The organism is Frigidibacter sp. ROC022 (assembly GCF_024723735.1).
In the GTDB taxonomy this organism is placed as follows: domain Bacteria; phylum Pseudomonadota; class Alphaproteobacteria; order Rhodobacterales; family Rhodobacteraceae; genus SLM-1.
In genome coordinates, this window is record NZ_JANQDU010000001.1 from 373,102 (window position 1) to 389,445 (window position 16,344).

15 protein-coding genes and 1 tRNA gene are annotated in these 16,344 nt (G+C 68.9%); 12 read left to right on the forward strand and 4 right to left on the reverse strand.

The features are described from left to right. The first annotated feature begins 56 nt into the window (after positions 1-56). Positions 57-2,357 carry a xanthine dehydrogenase family protein molybdopterin-binding subunit gene (locus NUW50_RS01740; RefSeq protein ID WP_258287333.1) on the forward strand — a complete coding sequence of 767 codons (2,301 nt, stop codon included), beginning with the start codon at positions 57-59 and terminating at the stop codon, positions 2,355-2,357. Beyond that, entirely contained in the window at positions 2,344-3,387 is a 1,044-nt protein-coding gene (locus tag NUW50_RS01745; protein WP_258287334.1) for a DUF2235 domain-containing protein, read from the forward strand. Before NUW50_RS01740 ends, NUW50_RS01745 begins: the two co-directional genes overlap by 14 nt. A 122-nt stretch (positions 3,388-3,509) precedes the next feature. Here NUW50_RS01745 and NUW50_RS01750 read toward each other — a convergent pair whose 3' ends face one another. Further along, positions 3,510-3,995: a PaaI family thioesterase gene (locus NUW50_RS01750; RefSeq protein WP_258287335.1), complete on the reverse strand. Its 486-nt coding sequence runs from the start codon at positions 3,993-3,995 to the stop codon at positions 3,510-3,512. Positions 3,996-4,216: 221 nt separating this feature from the next. Beyond that, positions 4,217-5,095: a methylenetetrahydrofolate reductase [NAD(P)H] gene (gene metF / locus NUW50_RS01755; protein WP_258287336.1), complete on the reverse strand. Its 879-nt coding sequence runs from the start codon at positions 5,093-5,095 to the stop codon at positions 4,217-4,219. Between the two features lie 99 nt (positions 5,096-5,194). Here metF and NUW50_RS01760 point away from each other — a divergent pair, with 99 nt between their 5' ends. The 4 genes from NUW50_RS01760 to NUW50_RS01775 all read left to right on the forward strand — a co-directional run bounded on the left by NUW50_RS01760 (position 5,195) and on the right by NUW50_RS01775 (position 9,185). Beyond that, positions 5,195-6,136, forward strand: coding sequence for a LysR family transcriptional regulator (locus NUW50_RS01760; RefSeq protein WP_258287337.1), 942 nt, complete (start codon positions 5,195-5,197; stop codon positions 6,134-6,136). Between the two features lie 3 nt (positions 6,137-6,139). Next, on the forward strand, positions 6,140-6,472 hold the full coding sequence (locus NUW50_RS01765) for an SMR family transporter (protein WP_258287338.1): 333 nt from the start codon (positions 6,140-6,142) through the stop codon (positions 6,470-6,472). 276 nt (positions 6,473-6,748) lie between these two features. Continuing rightward, positions 6,749-8,275: an ABC-F family ATP-binding cassette domain-containing protein gene (locus NUW50_RS01770; protein WP_258287339.1), complete on the forward strand. Its 1,527-nt coding sequence runs from the start codon at positions 6,749-6,751 to the stop codon at positions 8,273-8,275. A 124-nt stretch (positions 8,276-8,399) separates the two neighbouring features. After that, positions 8,400-9,185 carry an inositol monophosphatase family protein gene (locus tag NUW50_RS01775; protein WP_258287340.1) on the forward strand — a complete coding sequence of 262 codons (786 nt, stop codon included), beginning with the start codon at positions 8,400-8,402 and terminating at the stop codon, positions 9,183-9,185. A 21-nt stretch (positions 9,186-9,206) separates the two neighbouring features. Here NUW50_RS01775 and NUW50_RS01780 read toward each other — a convergent pair whose 3' ends face one another. Both NUW50_RS01780 and NUW50_RS01785 read right to left on the reverse strand, forming a co-directional pair. Beyond that, positions 9,207-9,590 (reverse strand): GFA family protein, encoded by a 384-nt coding sequence (locus tag NUW50_RS01780; RefSeq protein WP_443135067.1) that lies wholly within the window; start codon positions 9,588-9,590, stop codon positions 9,207-9,209. Then, positions 9,587-10,333, reverse strand: a complete 747-nt coding sequence (locus tag NUW50_RS01785; protein ID WP_258288284.1) for a rhomboid family intramembrane serine protease — start codon at positions 10,331-10,333, stop codon at positions 9,587-9,589. The genes NUW50_RS01780 and NUW50_RS01785 overlap by 4 nt, the downstream gene beginning before the upstream one ends. Positions 10,334-10,521: 188 nt before the next feature. Here NUW50_RS01785 and NUW50_RS01790 point away from each other — a divergent pair. The 6 genes from NUW50_RS01790 to NUW50_RS01815 all read left to right on the forward strand — a co-directional run bounded on the left by NUW50_RS01790 (position 10,522) and on the right by NUW50_RS01815 (position 16,317). After that, positions 10,522-10,607 (forward strand) — tRNA-Leu (locus NUW50_RS01790). A gap of 68 nt (positions 10,608-10,675) precedes the next feature. After that, positions 10,676-14,110 (forward strand): bifunctional proline dehydrogenase/L-glutamate gamma-semialdehyde dehydrogenase PutA, encoded by a 3,435-nt coding sequence (gene putA / locus NUW50_RS01795; protein WP_258287341.1) that lies wholly within the window; start codon positions 10,676-10,678, stop codon positions 14,108-14,110. 10 nt (positions 14,111-14,120) lie between these two features. Continuing rightward, on the forward strand, positions 14,121-14,732 hold the full coding sequence (locus NUW50_RS01800; RefSeq protein WP_258287342.1) for a hypothetical protein: 612 nt from the start codon (positions 14,121-14,123) through the stop codon (positions 14,730-14,732). A 105-nt stretch (positions 14,733-14,837) separates the two neighbouring features. Further along, a complete protein-coding gene (locus tag NUW50_RS01805; RefSeq protein ID WP_258287343.1) occupies positions 14,838-15,464 on the forward strand; it encodes a TetR/AcrR family transcriptional regulator in 627 nt (208 codons plus the stop codon). Continuing rightward, positions 15,461-15,868 (forward strand): hypothetical protein, encoded by a 408-nt coding sequence (locus NUW50_RS01810; protein ID WP_258287344.1) that lies wholly within the window; start codon positions 15,461-15,463, stop codon positions 15,866-15,868. Before NUW50_RS01805 ends, NUW50_RS01810 begins: the two co-directional genes overlap by 4 nt. 17 nt (positions 15,869-15,885) lie before the next feature. Continuing rightward, on the forward strand, positions 15,886-16,317 hold the full coding sequence (locus NUW50_RS01815) for a hypothetical protein (RefSeq protein WP_258287345.1): 432 nt from the start codon (positions 15,886-15,888) through the stop codon (positions 16,315-16,317). Positions 16,318-16,344 lie beyond the last annotated feature (27 nt).

Below are 16,344 nucleotides of genomic sequence, written 5' to 3' on the forward strand. Positions count from 1 at the left end.
CAATCCCGGCTTGGTGGCTAGGCTCGCCCGCGAAGCCTGAAGTCACGGAGCGCGACATGGACAAGTTCGGAAAGAGTGCGGCACAGAGCCGGGTCGAGGATCTTCGGCTGTTGACCGGCCATGGCCGTTATGTCGATGATATTGCCCCTGAAAATGCCTGGTTCGTGACCTTCGTCCGGTCTCCGTTCGGACATGCCAGGATCCTCGGCGTGGATACCTCGGCCGCGCTGGCGGCGCCGGGCGTCAAGGCGGTGCTGACGGTCGAGGATCTGGAGGCCATGGGCCTCTCGATCGGCATGACGGCCACCGTGCAGACCAACCGCGACGGCTCGAAAGGCGCGGCGCCGCTGCGTCCGCTGCTGGCCAAGGGCAAGGTGAACTATGTCGGCGAGGCGGTCGCGGCGGTGGTGGCCGAGACGCTGGTTCAGGCCAAGGATGCCGCCGAACTGGTCGAGGTCGATTACGAGGACCTGCCTGCCAAGATCGATCTGGCGCCGGGCGGCCCGACGATCCATGACGAGGCGCCCGACAACGTGGCCTATGACTTCAGCGAGGGCGATGCCGACAAGGTCGAGGCCGCGATCGCCGCCGCCGCCCATGTCGTCACCATGCCGATCGGCGACAACCGGATCATCGTCAATTCGATGGAACCGCGCGGCTGCTATGCCGAACCGATGGAGGGCGGCCGCCTGCATGTCTGCGTCAACGGCCAGGGCGTCTGGGGGCTGAAGAACGCGCTGGCCCGGGTGTTCGGCGAGGATGCCGGAACCTTCCGGGTCACCAATCCGGATGTCGGCGGCGGTTTCGGCATGAAGGGCTTCACCTATCCCGAGTATTACGTCTGCGCCGCCGCGGCCCGCAAGCTGGACCATCCGGTGCGCTGGATGTCGGAACGGACCGAGGCGATGCTGACCGACAACGGCGGCCGGGCCGTGGATGCCGTCTGCACCCTGGCCTTCGACAAGGACCACAAGATCACCGCCTACAAGGTCGAGGGCCTCTCGAATCTCGGCGCCTACAACTCGGAATTCGGCCAGATGATCCAGAGCTTCCTCTGGGCGCGGGTCCTGATGGGCACCTATGACGTGCAGACGACCCTGCTGAACGTGAAGGGCATCTACACCAACACGGTGCAGGTCGATGCCTATCGCGGCGCCGGCCGGCCCGAGGCGATCTATGCGCTGGAACGAATGATGGACTATGCCGCCAGGCAGCTCGGCACCGATCCCTGGACCCTGCGGCGCAAGAACTTCATCCCGGTCTCGGCCTTCCCCTATACCTCGGCCACCGGCGAGAAATATGATGTCGGCGATTTCAACAAGGTCCTGTCTCGGGTCGAGATCGAATGCGACAGGGCCGGGTTCCCGGCGCGGCGCGCGGCTTCGGCCAGCCGTGGCAAGCTGCGCGGCCAGGGGCTGTGCTACTACATCGAGTCGATCCTCGGCTCGCCCGAGGAAGACGCCACCGTCGAGTTCCAGGAGGACGGCACCGTGCTGCTCTATGTCGGCACCCAGTCCGGCGGCCAGGGGCACGAGACGGTCTTCGCCAAGTTCCTCAGCGACCAGACCGGCATCCCGCTGGACTCGATCCGGGTGATCCAGGGCGACAGCGACCGGATCGCCAGGGGCGGCGGCACCGGCGGCTCGCGGTCCGTCACCACCCAGAACAACGCCACGCTGGCGGCGGTGACGCGGCTGGTGAGCGGCTTCGGCGCGATGATCGCCGAAGAGGCCGGGGTCGATCCGGCCGAGGTCAGCTTTGACGACGAGAGGTTCCGCGTTGCCGGGTCGAACCTGACCCCGACCATGCTGGAAGCCGCCGAGATGGCCCGCGCCAAGGGCCGCGACGATCTGCTGAAGATCACCGAGACGGCCACCCTGCCGGGCCGCTCCTATCCCAACGGCGGCCATGTCTGCGAGGTCGAGGTCGATCCCGCGACCGGCCAGGTCACCGTCGAGCGCTATACGGTGGTGGACGATTTCGGTAATCTTATCAACCCGATGCTGGCCGAGGGCCAGGTTCATGGCGGGGTCGCGCAGGGGCTTGGCCAGGCGCTGAGCGAGCAGGTAGTCTATGACGAGAACGGCCAGTTGCTGACCGCGACCTTCATGGATTACGGGATGCCCCGGGCCGCAGATCTGCCGCTGATCGACTTCACCTCGGAACCGGTGCCCTCGACCGCCAACATCATGGGGATGAAGGGCTGCGGCGAGGCCGGGACGGTCGGCTCGATGGCCGCGGTGGCCAATGCGGTGATGGATGCGCTCTGGCAGGCCGGGGTGCGGCAGGCCGACATGCCCTTCACCCCGCATCGCGTCTGGGCGATGCTGAACGACGCCAAGCGTGACGCCGCCTGACTGGATCAGGCGGCTTCTGCGCCGCGGCCCGAGGGCCGAGACAGCCCAGCCCGCCCGTCGCCAGCGGGGCCATGTCGATCATGTGGTGATCCTCGACGGCACGCTGTCCTCGCTGGAGGAGGGCGAAGAGACCAATGCCGGGCTGACCTACAAGCTGCTGCGCGATCAGACGGCGCATGGCGCCATGATCGTGCGCTACGAGGCCGGCATCCAGTGGCGCGACTGGAAGGCGACGCTGGACGTGGTCGAGGGGCGCGGCATCAACCGGCAAATCCGCCGGGTCTATGGCCATCTCGCCTCGCGCTACCATGACGGCGACCGGATATGGCTGTTCGGTTATTCGCGTGGCGCCTACGCGGCGCGGGCGCTGGCCGGGCTGATCGACACCGTCGGGCTGCTGCGGGCCGATGCCGCGACCGAGCGCAACATCACCCTGGCCTATCGCCATTACCGCGCCGATCCCGGCGGCTACTCGGCGCGGCTCTTCGCCCGGGCCAATTGCCACGCGGTAGCGGATATCGAGATGATCGGGGTCTGGGACACGGTGAAGGCGCTCGGCATCCGGGCGCCGCTGTTCTGGCGCTGGTCCACCGTCGAACATCAGTTCCACACCCTCGGCCTCGGCCCCTCGGTCCGGCGCGGCTATCACGCCCTGGCGCTAGACGAGACCCGCGACGCCTTCGCGCCGGTGATGTGGGTCTGCGATCCCGACTGGACGGGCGAGATGATCCAGATGTGGTTTCGCGGCGCCCATGGCGACATCGGCGGTCAGCTCGGCGGCTTCGACGCGGCGCGGCCGCTGGCCAACATTCCCCTGGTCTGGATGCTGGAACGCGCCGAGGCGGCCGGGCTGCCGCTGCCGCAGGGCTGGCGCGCGCGCTTTCCCTGCGATGCCACGGCGCCCTCGGTCGGCACCATGAGGGGCTGGGGCAAGGCCTTCCTGCGCCGCCACCGGCGCGAGGTCGGCGCCGATCCGTCCGAACAGATCCACCCCTCGGCCCGCGGCCACCCGGTGCTGCTCTTCGGCTGACCGGCCCGGGCCGACGGGACCGCGCGCCCGCGCCCGGGCAGGGCATCCGGATGCGGCTTCCGGGCGACGAGCCGACGCAGCCCTGATCCCCGGCAGTGCTGCGACCCCGGCCGTTGAGCGCCTCAGGGGGTCATGATCAGGCAGGTGGTCGAGCCGGTGGCATAGAGCTTGCCATCCTCCTGGCCCCGGATCTCGCCGCTGGCCACCCCGGTGGTGCGGCCGACATGCGAGGCGGTTCCGATCGCGTCGACCTGCATTCCCAGCGGCACCGGGCGGATGATGTTTATCTTGTATTCCAGCGTCGTGTAGACCGTTCCCCTGGGCAGCAGCGTCTGCACCGCGCAGGCCATGCAGCTGTCCAGCAGGGTGCCGTACCAGCCGCCATGCACCGTGCCGATCGGGTTCATCACCTCAAAGGCCGGGGCGCCCGAGAACACCACCCGGCCAGCCTCGACCACGCTCGGCCGATAGTTCATCAGCCCGGCGATCGGCGGCCCGGCCAGCCGGCCCTCCTTCATGGCGGTCAGGAATTCGAGTCCCGACATCGACAGCAATTCCTGCGGCGACAGCAGGTCCTCGGGCGAGGCGGCGGCATAGGCGTCAGTCATGGTCCCTCCGGTTTCGCGGCGAGGCTAGACCGATTGGTCCAGCCTGAAAAGACCCAAACCGCGGTGACGTTCCGTCGGCGCCGGTCTGCCGTCCCGGGGCCCGCTTCACCTGGAAAATATCCCCGCCGGAGGCTCCGCCGCCGGCAACCGGCGCGCCGGCAGGAAAAAGGGCGGCCCTGCCTCCCCGCAGAGCCGCCCGTCGTGGCGCAGTCGATCCGGTCTCAGGCGACCTTTTCGAGGTTCACCTCGGGTGCGATGCCCAGGGCATGGGCAACGTCCCGGGTCAGCTGCGGCTTGTTCAGGGTGTAGAAATGCAGATCCTCGACGCCGCCCTCGATCAGCTCGGTGCAAAGCTCGGTGCAGATCGCGGTCGAAAGCAGCTCTTCGCGCCCGTCGCGCTTGGCGGCGGTGAAGGCCTCGTCCAGCCAGGCCGGAACCTCCGTGCCGCAGCGGGCGGCGAAGCGTTTGGTGCCCTCCCAGTTCTCGATCGGCAGGATGCCGGGGATGATCGGCGCGGTGATCCCGGCCTTCTCGGCCCGGTCGCGGAACCGGAAGAAGGTCTCGGCCTCGAAGAAGAACTGGGTGATCGCCGAACTGGCGCCGGCCTCGATCTTGCGCTTCAGCCAGCGGATGTCGGCCTCGTCGTCGGTGGCTTCCGGATGCCGGTCGGGATAGGCGCCGACCCGCAGCTTGAACAGCCCGGTCTCGGCCAGCGCCGCCACCAGCTCGGCCGAATCCGCGAACCCCTCGGGATGCGGCACGAACCTGCCCTGGCCCTTCGGCGCATCGCCGCGCAGGGCCACGATCTCGGTCACGCCGACCTCGGCATAGCGCCGGGCGATCTCCAGCGTCTCGGCCTTCGAGGCATTCACGCAGGTCAGGTGCGCCGCCACGTTCAGCCCGTAGTTCTTGTGGATGATCCCGACCGCGTCATGGGTCAGGTCGCGGGTGGTGCCGCCAGCGCCATAGGTCACCGAGACGAAGCTCGGTGCCAGCGGCGCCAGGGTGTTGACCGTGTCCCAGAGCCGGAACGAGGCTTCCATCGACTGCGGCGGGAAGAACTCGAAGGAAATCCTGAGGTCGGGTCGGGCAGCGGTCATGGGGCACCGGGGGCATGGGTTGGGTTGATGCGGGCCGTTGTAGGGCATCCTGCTTTGTGAGACAAACTCATAATTCTCATCAACATCATGAGGACCGAAATGAATATCGAATTCCGGCACCTCCGCACGGTGAAGGCGATCCACGACACCGGCGGTCTGGCCCGGGCGGCGGAACTGCTGAACATCACCCAGTCGGCGCTCAGCCATCAGGTCAAGGGGCTGGAGGATCAGGCCGGGGTCGAGCTCTTCGTCCGCCGCACCAAGCCGATGAAACTCTCGGCGGCGGGGCACCGGCTGCTGCGTCTGGCCGAGCGGGTCCTGCCCGAGCTGGAGGCGCTGGAACAGGATTTCGCCGGGCTGCGCAGCGGCAAGGCCGGGCGGCTGCATCTCGCGATCGAGTGCCACGCCTGCTACGAATGGCTGTTCCCGGTGCTGGAACAGTTCCGCAAGGCCTGGCCCGAGGTCGATGTGGACATCCGCGCCGGGCTGGCCTTCGACGCGCTGAACGCGCTGGCAAGGGAAGAGGTCGATCTGGTGATCTCCTCGGACCCGGAAGAGATTCCCGGCATCCAGTTCGCGCCCTTGTTCGATTATCAGCCGGTGTTCGTGGCTTCGGCGGCGCATCCGCTGGCCGCGAAACCCTTTGTCGAGGCGGCGGATTTCAGGGACGAGGTGCTGATCGCCTATCCGGTCGAGCGCTCGAAACTCGACGTGTTCAAGATGCTGCTGATGCCCGCCGGGGTCGAGCCGCGCTCGATCCGCAGGGTCGAGCTGACGGCGATGATCCTGCTGCTGGTCGCCTCGCAGCGGGGGGTGGCGGTGCTGCCCGACTGGGTGCTGCGCCAGGTCAAGGTGTCGTCCGACTATGTGACCCGGCCGATCACCCGCGAGGGGATCACCCGGCGGATGTATGCCGCGACCCGCAGCGATGACGGTGCCAAACCCTACATGGCGCATTGGGTGAAGCTGGCCAGGACCGAGCCGGTGGTGCTGCGGCAGGGCAACGCCGCCCGTGGCGCCGTTCCGGCGGCCGAAGGCTGACCGGTGCGGTTCTATCTGATCCTCGCGGCCGCGATCCTGGCCGAGGTCGTCGCCACCACCGCGCTTGCGCGGTCGGCCAGCTTTACCCGGCTCTGGCCCAGTGTGCTGGCGGTTGTCGGCTATGGCGTCGCGTTCTGGCTGTTGTCCTATCCGTTGCGGGTGATGCCGACCGGGGTGGTCTATGCGGTCTGGTCCGGGCTGGGGATCGTGCTGATCACCGCCGTGGCCTGGCTTGGCTATGGCCAGAGGCTGGACCCGGCGGCGATCCTCGGGCTGGGCCTGATCCTGGCCGGGGTGCTGGTCATCAACCTCTTGTCGGATGTCGCGCCGCATTGAGCCGACTGCCGCGATTGTCAGGCCCGGTGCATTCGGATAGGCTCCGCCCAGGTCCAATGCGCAACAGGGAGGGCCGGGAATGACAATCCGCAAATGGCCCAGTCTCTACGGCCCTGTCTGTGCCCTGCATGTCCCGATGCAGGGTGGAGCCGCAGCCTGACCCGATAGGGTCCGCGACCGATCCGCCCGGAACCGGCGGGGCCCCTGCCGCCATGCAGCGACCCGCCAGCCAGCCCCGAACCGACAGCGGGGCCTTTCGACCAGCGGATATCCATCATGACCCTACTCACCACCCGTGACCTTGGCCTGACCTTCGCGGCCCCCCTGTTTTCCGGGCTTTCCCTTACCATCCATCCCGGCGACCGGATCGGCCTGATCGCCGCCAACGGCCGCGGCAAGTCGGCGCTGCTGGCCTGCCTGTCCGGCGCGCTGGAACCGACGCATGGCGAGATCACCCGCGCCCGCGGCCTGATCACCGGCCATCTGGCGCAGGACATTCCCGCCGCGCTGTCCGCTGCGACGGTCGAGGAGGTCGTCGCCGGCGGCCTCACCGCGGATCTGGCCGAGACCGAGAGCTGGCGGGTCGGGCTGGTGCTCGACGAGCTGGCGATCCCGGAAGAGCTGCGAAGCCGCCCCCTCGGCGCACTCTCCGGCGGCTGGCAGCGGATGGCGATGCTGGCCCGGGTCTGGATCGGCGGGCCGGACCTTCTGCTGATGGACGAGCCGACCAACCATCTCGACCTGGCCCGGATCGGCTGGCTGCAGGGCTGGATCGCCAGCCTGCCGCGCGACTTCCCGCTGCTGATCGCCAGCCATGACCGGGCTTTTCTGGATGCGGTGACCAACCGCAGCCTGTTCCTGCGCGAGACCGTCAGCCGTGATTTCGCGCTGCCCTACAGCCGCGCCCGTGCGGCGCTGGTTCAGGCGGACGCGGCCGACGACCGGCAGCACCGGAACGACATGAAGAAGGCCGACCAGCTGCGCCGCCAGGCGGCGAAGCTGAAGAACATCGGCATCAACTCCGGCTCCGACCTGCTGATCACCAAGACCCGGCAACTCAAGAACCGGGCCGAGCGGATCGAGCAGGCCGCCCGCCCGGCCTGGCGCGAGTCATCCTCGGGCGCGATCCGGCTCGACCCGGCGGTGGCCCGTGCGCGGGCCCTGCTGCGGCTGGACGGGATGCCGGTGCCGGCGCCGGATGGCCGGGTGCTGTTCACGACCGGCCGGAAATGGATCGGGCCGGGGGACCGGGTGCTGCTGCTGGGGCCGAACGGCGCCGGAAAGACCCGGCTGATCGAGGCGCTGCACGCCGCCTGCCAGGGCCGCGAGACCGAGGGGCTCTCAGTCGCCGCATCGCTGCGGCTGGGCTATTCCGATCAGGCGCTCACCGGGATCGACGGTGACGAGACACCGCTGGCGGCGATCTGTGCCCGCTCGGACATCGGCGACCAGACGGCGCGCGGGCTGCTGGCCGGCGCCGGGATTTCCTTCGATGCCCAGGGCCGCCCGGCGGCGCTGCTCTCGGGCGGGCAGCGGGCGCGGCTGGCGATGCTGGCCCTGCGGCTGGAGCGGCCGAACTTCTACCTGATGGACGAGCCGACCAACCATCTCGACATCGAGGGCCAGGAGGCGCTGGAAGCGGAACTGACCCGCGACGAGGTCTCCTGCCTGCTGGTCTCGCACGACCGGGCCTTCGTGCGGGCGGTGGCGAACCGGTTCTGGGTGATCGAGGGCAAGAGGCTGGTCGAACTGGACGACCCCGAGGATTTCTTTGCCGCCGAACTGGCGCGGGGGATGGGGTAGGGCGGTCCTCCCCGCTCCACGCCATCCCCGCCGCCGGGACCGTGACGATCTTGCGCTTCCGCAACTCTTGGCATTGGCCCGCCAAGCGCCTATACGCCCGCTCTGGACCAGACGGGATGTGAAGATGCAGGGCAGCGCCAACCTCAACGTGATGATCAAGGCCGCGCGCCTGGCGGGACGTTCGCTCGTCAAGGACTTCCGCGAGGTCGAGAATCTCCAGGTCTCGTCGAAGGGGCCGGGGGATTTCGTCTCCAAGGCGGATCTGGCCGCCGAGGCGATCCTCAAGCAGGAACTGCGCGGCGCCCGTCCGACCTATGGCTGGGTGGCCGAGGAAAGCGCCGCCGAGAAGGGCGAAGACCCGACCCGGCGCTGGATCGTCGATCCTCTGGACGGCACCACCAATTTCCTGCACGGCCTGCCGCACTGGGCGGTCTCGATCGCGCTGGAACACAAGGGCGAGATCGTCGCCGGGGTGGTCTTCGACCCGGCCAAGGACGAGATGTTCTTCGCCGAAAAGGGCCAGGGCGCCTGGCTGAACGAGTCCCGGCTTCGGGTCTCGGGCCGCAAGTCGATGATCGAGGCGATCTTCGCCACCGGCCTGCCCTTCGGCGGCCGCGCCGACCTGCCCGAGACGCTGCAGGACCTCGCCCGGCTGCTGCCGACCTGTGCCGGGGTGCGCCGCTGGGGCGCCGCGGCGCTGGACCTGGCCTATGTCGCGGCGGGTCGTTTCGACGGTTTCTGGGAGCGGCGCCTGCACCCCTGGGACATCGCCGCCGGGCTGGTTCTGGTGCGCGAGGCGGGCGGCATCGTCGAACCGCTGGTGCCCGAGGCCGACATCCTGTCCAGCGGCGAGCTGCTCTGCGCCAACGGGAATATCTTCGACAGTTTCGCCAAGGTCATGAGGGCCTAGACGGGTCCGCGGCCCGGCCGCTCAGCGGTCGGAAGGATGGTTTACGCCGTCGTTCCAGACCACCTCGCCCAGATCGCGCGGATTGACCCCCTCGATGCAGGCGACGTTGACGCCGAACTCATCCGGGTTCGAGCGGCGCCGGTGATGGGTGTAGATGCCGCAGGTCTTGCAGAAATGATGCTGCGCCACATGGGTGCCGAAACTGTAGGTCGCCAGGTTTTCGGCGCCTTGCACAATTCGAACCCCGTCCAGCGGTGCCGACACCGCGATCGCTCCCCGTCTTCTGCAAAACGAACAATCGCAGCGTCGGGCACTGGCGAAGCCCTCGCTCAGCGTGACCTCGAATCGCACCGCGCCGCAGTGGCAGGCGGCGCGCAGGATGCCGGTGGGATCGGGGAGGCTCATCGGGATTTCCTTCTGGGAACGCGCGGGATTCGCGTCTGCGGCACGGGGCCGGGCGGATGTGGCGGGCGGCCCTCGGTCCGGCTCCAGTAGCCACCTCCGCCGCGGCGCAGCCACAGCGGCAGGGTCAGGATCAGCCCGGCGATGAAGCCGCCGACATGGGCCCAATAGGCAACCCCGCCCTCGGCCCCGGTATTGGCCAGCCCCAGCACCAGTTGCAGCCCGAGCCAGAAGCCCAGAAGCATCCAGGCCGGCAGGGTGAACATCCGGACGAAGAAGCCCACGATCAGCAGCATGTCGACGCGGGCCCGGGGAAACAGCAGCATGTAGCCGCCCAGCACCCCGCCGATCGCCCCCGAAGCGCCGACCATCGGTACCCGCGATGTCGGGTCGATCCCGACCTGCGCCAGCCCCGCCGCCATGCCCGCCGCCAGGTAGAAGCCGAGATAGGGCAGATGCCCCATCTGATCCTCGAGATTGTCGCCGAAGATCCAGAGAAACAGCATGTTGCCCGCCAGATGCAGGATACCGCCATGCATGAAGGCCGAGGTCAGCAGGGTCCAGCGGTCGTAGCCGGCGCTGAACTCGGCCGGGACCAGCGCATAGGTGTTGTAGATGTCGTAGAGCGCCCGCCCGTCCTGCGCCGCCGGCAGCATCGCCAGGTAGACCAGCACATTGGCGGCGATCAGCGCATAGGTGACAACGGGCGTGCGGGCCGAAGGGTTGTGATCGCGGATCGGGAACATGGTCGCAGGCTTGACCGAGCCCCGCGCCGGGGTCAAGCGCCGGCCTTGCCGGCAAGGCCGGCCGCTCCACCATCGGCGCAGGTGACCCGGCCTGCTTCTTCTCGGCCGGATCGAGGCCGGGCAGGCGAAGAGCTTTGAGCCTTTCCAGCCCGCCCCGCTGCGTCTAAGGTCGCCGCGCCCAGGCCTCGGCCCGCGTGGTGGAATGGTAGACACAGGAGACTTAAAATCTCCAGACCGAAAGGTCGTGCCGGTTCGAGCCCGGCCGCGGGTACCAGGCCGGGGCTGCATTGGCGCCCCACGCCAGATAGTCTCGGGATCGAATCGCCAGCTCCGAGGCCGCAAATGATCCAGCTCGAAACCCTGCGAACCGTGATCCGGAAGGCCCATCTTGCGCCGGAAGGTGAGACGCTGGATCGGCTCGTGGCCCGGCACGGCCCGAACGCCGCCCTGCGTGCGAAAGCCTCTGAGCGTGGCGCCGCGCTGGTCGAGGCGGTCCGCAGTTCGGCCAAGCCGGGGCTGATGGAGGTCTTTCTGGCCGAATACGGTCTCTCCACTCAGGAAGGCGTGGCGCTGATGTGTCTGGCCGAGGCGCTTCTGCGGGTGCCCGACACCGAAACCATCGACGCGCTGATCGAGGACAAGATCGCCCCTTCCGCCTGGGGCCGGCACCTGGGCCGTTCGGCCTCGTCGCTGGTGAATGCCTCGACCTGGGCGCTGCTCCTCACCGGCAAGGTGCTGAGCGAGGGCGAGGGGCTGGCCTCGGTGCTGCGCGGCGCGATCCGGCGTCTGGGAGAGCCGGTGATCCGGGTCGCGGTGGGCCGGGCGATGAAGGAACTCGGCGCCCAGTTCGTGCTGGGCCGCACCATTCCCGAGGCGCTGGAACGGGGCCGCAAGGCCGCTGCCAAGGGCTATGTCTACAGCTATGACATGCTGGGTGAGGCCGCGATGACCGCGCGGGACGCCGAGCATTTCCGCGAGGCCTATTCCGGCGCCATCGCCAGCCTCGCCGCCGAATGCCGGGGCCGGGAGGTCGCCGCCAATCCCGGCATCTCGATCAAGCTCTCGGCCCTGCATCCGCGCTATGAAGAGGCGCAGGCGGATCGGGTCATGGCCGAGCTGGTGCCGGTGGTCCGCGACCTGGCGCTGGCGGCGGCGCGGGCCGGGATGGGGCTCAACATCGACGCCGAAGAGGCCGACCGGCTCGACCTCTCGCTCGACGTGATCGCCGCGGTGGCCGCCGATCCGGGCCTGGCGGGCTGGGACGGCTTCGGCGTGGTGGTGCAGGCCTATGGCAAGCGCGCGCCGATGGTGATCGACTGGCTGCATGCGCTGGCCGAGCGGCTCGACCGCCGATTCATGGTCCGGCTGGTCAAGGGCGCCTATTGGGACAGCGAGATCAAGAAGGCCCAGGTCGAGGGGCTCGAGGATTTCCCGGTCTACACCCGCAAGGCCGCCACCGATGTCTCCTACATCTGCTGCGCCGCCAAGCTGCTGGCGATGCGCGACCGGATCTACCCGCAATTCGCCACCCATAACGCTCATACCGTCGCCGCGGTGCTGGAACTGGCCGGCGGGACCGGGGGCTGGGAGTTCCAGCGCCTGCACGGCATGGGCGAAAGCCTGCACGAAATCGTTCGCGCCGCCGAATCCAGCCGTTGCCGGATTTACGCGCCGGTCGGCCCGCACCGCGACCTGCTGGCCTATCTGGTGCGCAGGCTGCTGGAAAACGGGGCGAATTCATCCTTCGTCAACCAGATCGTCGACAGCACGATCCCGGCCGAAAAGGTCGCCGCCGATCCCTTCCTGGCCCTGAAGGGCGCCAGCGGCGCCGGGGTGCTGATGCCTGCGGCGCTGTTTCCGGGGCGACGGAATTCGACCGGCTTCGACCTGCGCAACCGCGATGTGCTCGACGCGATCGAAAAGGCCCGCGCACCCTGGGCCAGGGCGCAATGGGGCGATGGCGAAGGCGTGCCGATCCTCAACCCCGCCGATCCGGACGATATCGTCGGTCATGTACCCGACAGTTCCCCCGAAGCCGTCGAGGCCGCGCTGGCCTCGGCCCGCGGCTGGACCGCCCCGGCCGAGGAACGGGCCGAGGTGCTGAACCGGGCCGCCGATCTCTATGAATCCGAGGCCGGGCAGATTTTTGCCCTGCTCGCCCGCGAGGCCGGGAAATGCCTGCCCGACGCGGTGGCCGAACTGCGCGAGGCGGTGGATTTCCTGCGCTACTACGCCGCCGGCATCGCCACGCTGGAGGGCGAGCCCGCCGGGGTCTTCACCTGCATCAGCCCGTGGAACTTCCCGCTGGCGATCTTCACCGGCCAGATCGCGGCCGGGCTGGCGGCGGGCAATGCGGTGCTGGCCAAGCCGGCCGAAACCACGCCGCTGATCGCCCGGCTGGCGGTCAGCCTGCTGCACCGGGCCGGGGTGCCCGAAACGGCACTGCATCTGCTGCCCGGCCCCGGCCCGCAGGTCGGCGCCGCGCTGACCGGGGACCCGCGGGTCTCGGGCGTCTGCTTCACCGGCTCCACCGCCACGGCGCAGCGGATCAACCGCTCGATGGCAGCGCATATGGCCCCGCAGGCGGCGCTGATCGCCGAGACCGGCGGGCTGAACGCGATGATCGTCGATTCCACTGCGCTGCCGGAACAGGCGGTGCGCGACATCGTCGCCTCGGCCTTCCGTTCGGCCGGGCAGCGCTGCTCGGCGCTGCGGATGCTCTATCTGCAAGAGGATGTCGCGCCCCGGATGCTCGACATGCTCTACGGCGCCATGGACGAACTGCGGCTGGGCAACCCCTGGGCGCTTGAAACCGATGTCGGTCCGGTGATCTCGGCCGAGGCGCTGGCCGGGATTGCGGCGCATGTCGAGGCAGCGCGCGAGGCCGGGCGGTTGCTCAAGCAGCTGCCGGTGCCGGAAAAGGGCCATTTCATAGGCCCGGCAGTCATCAGCCTGCCCGGGATCGAGGCGCTGGAGCGCGAGATATTCGGCCCGGTCCTGCATGTGGCGACCTACCGGGCCGAGGCGCTGGAGAAAGTGATCGACAGCATCAACGCGCGCGGCTACGGCCTGACCTTCGGCATCCACAGCCGGATCGACGACCGGGTCGAGGCCGCCGTCGCCGGGGTGCGGGCGGGCAATATCTACGTCAACCGCAACCAGATCGGCGCCGTGGTCGGCAGCCAGCCCTTCGGCGGCGAGGGGCTTTCGGGCACCGGCCCCAAGGCGGGCGGCCCCTCCTATCTGCCGCGCTTCACCGCGCCGAAGCTCGCTCCGGTTCCGGCGCCGCAATCGGACGGTGCCGCCGACCCGGCGCAGGTGCAGAAGGCGCTCGACGCGCTGGCCGGGCAGGGCGGGCGGCATGTGGACAGCCGCGAGATGCCCGGCCCGACCGGCGAATCGAACCGGCTTTCGGAATGGGGCCGCGGCGTGGTGCTCTGCCTCGGCCCGACCGCCGAAGCGGCAGCGGAACAGGCGCGGATCGCCACCGAGAACGGCGCCGCGGCGCTGGTGGTCTGCCCCGGAGCGGTGGACGGGGTCGCCGGCCGGCTGGACCGTGCCGCACTGGGCAGCCTCACCGGATTCGATGCCGTGGCGCTCTGGTCCGACGCCGACGATCAGCGGGCCGCCCGGCAGGCGCTGGCCGCCCGCGACGGTGCTCTGATTCCGCTGCTCACCGGGCCCGACATGGGGCCGCGCTGCCGGGTCGAGCGGCATGTCTCGATCGACACCACGGCGGCGGGCGGCAATGCCGAACTGCTGGCCAGCAGCTCATGAGCCCCCCGCGATGAACCTCGGCCGCCTGCATCAGCTCGAAGCCGAATTTCTGGAGCGTTATCCCGGCGGCTTCGACAACCCCGAGATGCAGGCCATCGCGGCCCGGCACCGCAAGGACAGGATGGAAGCCGGGGCGCAGGCCGGCTTCGGCCCCGAGGCTTTCGGCAACGAGGCGGCGGTCTGCGAACGTTTCGCCAGGCTGCTCGGCAAGTCCTCGGTCCTCTCGGTCTTCGAGAAGCCGCGGCTGCGCGAAGCCATCGCCAGCTTCACACCGCCCGAAGTCTTCGGCTTTGCCGAGGCGCTGAAGGATCGGTTGCATGGCGACGCCCGGCGCGGGTTCGAAGGCATGGTGCGGATCCTGTCCGATCACAAGCTGGCGAAATGGCCGGTGATCTCGGTGCTGCCGGCCTATCTGCGCCCGCAGGACGAGGTGTTCGTCAAGCCGACGACCGCAAAGGCCGTGGTGGCGGCGATGGACCTGCCGCTGACCTACCGGCCGCGCCCTGACTGGGCTTTCTACGAAGGCTACCGCGCCGCCTTCCACCAGATGATCGCCGCCACCGACAAGTCGCTGTCGCCCTCGACCCTGGCCTTCGGCGGCTTCCTGATGATGAGCCTCTAGCCGCCCCGTTCCGGCACGGGCCCTCCTGCGCCCCGCTCGGCGGCGGGATTGACAGCGCCTGTCTGCAGCCATAAGTTAGTTTGTAATAACTAACTGGATCGACCGATGCCCCGCAAATCCGCCGATGACCGAAAGGCAGAGATTCTGACCGTCACCCTGCGGCTGGCCGATGAACTCGGCCCCGACCGGCTGACCACCCAGGCCATCGCCGACGCCATCGGCATCAGCCAGCCGGCGATCTTCCGGCATTTCCCCAGCAAGACAGCCCTGTGGCTGGGCCTTGCCGAACGGATCTCCGGGATGCTCTCGGCCGAATGGCAGCGGCTTCTGGCGCAGGAGGCGACGCCGCGCGACCGGCTTGCCGCGCTTCTGCACGTCCAGCTTCGCCAGATCGAGGCCAATCCCGCGATCCCGGCGATCCTGCATTCGCGCGAACTCCACGCCGAGAATGCCGAGCTGCGCGCCGCCTTCGTCGCCGTGATGGGGCGGTTCCAGGCCCTGCTGGTCGCCGAACTGCAACGCGGCCGGGACCTTGGCCTGTTTCGTGCCGATCTCGCCCCGGCCGATGGCGCGACACTGCTGATCTCGCTGGTGCAGGGTCTGGCCCTGCGCTGGTCGCTGGGCCGGCGCGGCTTCTCCCTCGTCGAAGAGGGCGGGCGGCTGATCGAGCTGGAACTCGACTTGATGGGGGCCGCCACCGGGGCGGAGACAAGCAAAGGAGGTCCGCAATGACTGCGACCAAACAGGTGGGCACCGGCCTCAAGATCGGTGCGGGCGTGGCAATCGCCTTCGGCGCGCTGACGCTGTTTTCCGGCGGCATGGCGCTGTTCGGCGGGGCCGAGGTTCAGGCCGCCGTCGGCAATGCGGTGCCCTGGGTGCTCTGGTTCAACTTCCTCTCCGGCGCCGTCTACATCGCCGCCGGGATCGGCATCTGGACCGGCGCCATTTGGGGCACCGTTCTGGCCCGGCTGCTGGCCGTCTCGCTTCTGGCGCTGTTCGCGGCCTTCCTCTGGCGGGTCTATTCCGGCGGCGCCTATGAAATGCGGACTGTCGGCGCGATGGTGCTGCGCAGCGGCTTCTGGCTGGGCATGGCGGTGGCGCTCGGACGCTGCCGGCTGCACCAGCCGGCGCATTGATCCGGAGAGGACAGACCATGGCTCGGGACCGGGCGCAGGCCCACGGAAAGCTCAACATCGTCGCCGGGCTGCTGTTCCTGGCGCTGTTCATGCTCTACGGCTTCTGGCTGATCTGGCTGCGCGACTTCGCGCCGGGCAAGGAAGACTGGATCGCCGGCTACACGGTCGGCAAGCATTTCGAGACCCGGCTGGCGCATGTCCACGGCAATCTCTTCGCCCTGCTCAACATCATGATCGGCTACCTCGCCCTGCGGTTGCCGATTGCCCCGGCGGCGGGGAAATGGGTGTCCTGGCTCGGTCTCGCCGGGATGCTGATGCCGCTGGGCATCCTGGCCGAAGTCCATCTCGGCGCGCCGCCCTATTTCGTGCTGGCAGGCGGCATCGCGATGGTGGCCTCGATGGTCTGGCTGGGGCTGGCGGTCTGGCAGGCCAGGCTGACCGCCGCATGACCAACGCCGGACCGGGGCCGGGGACAT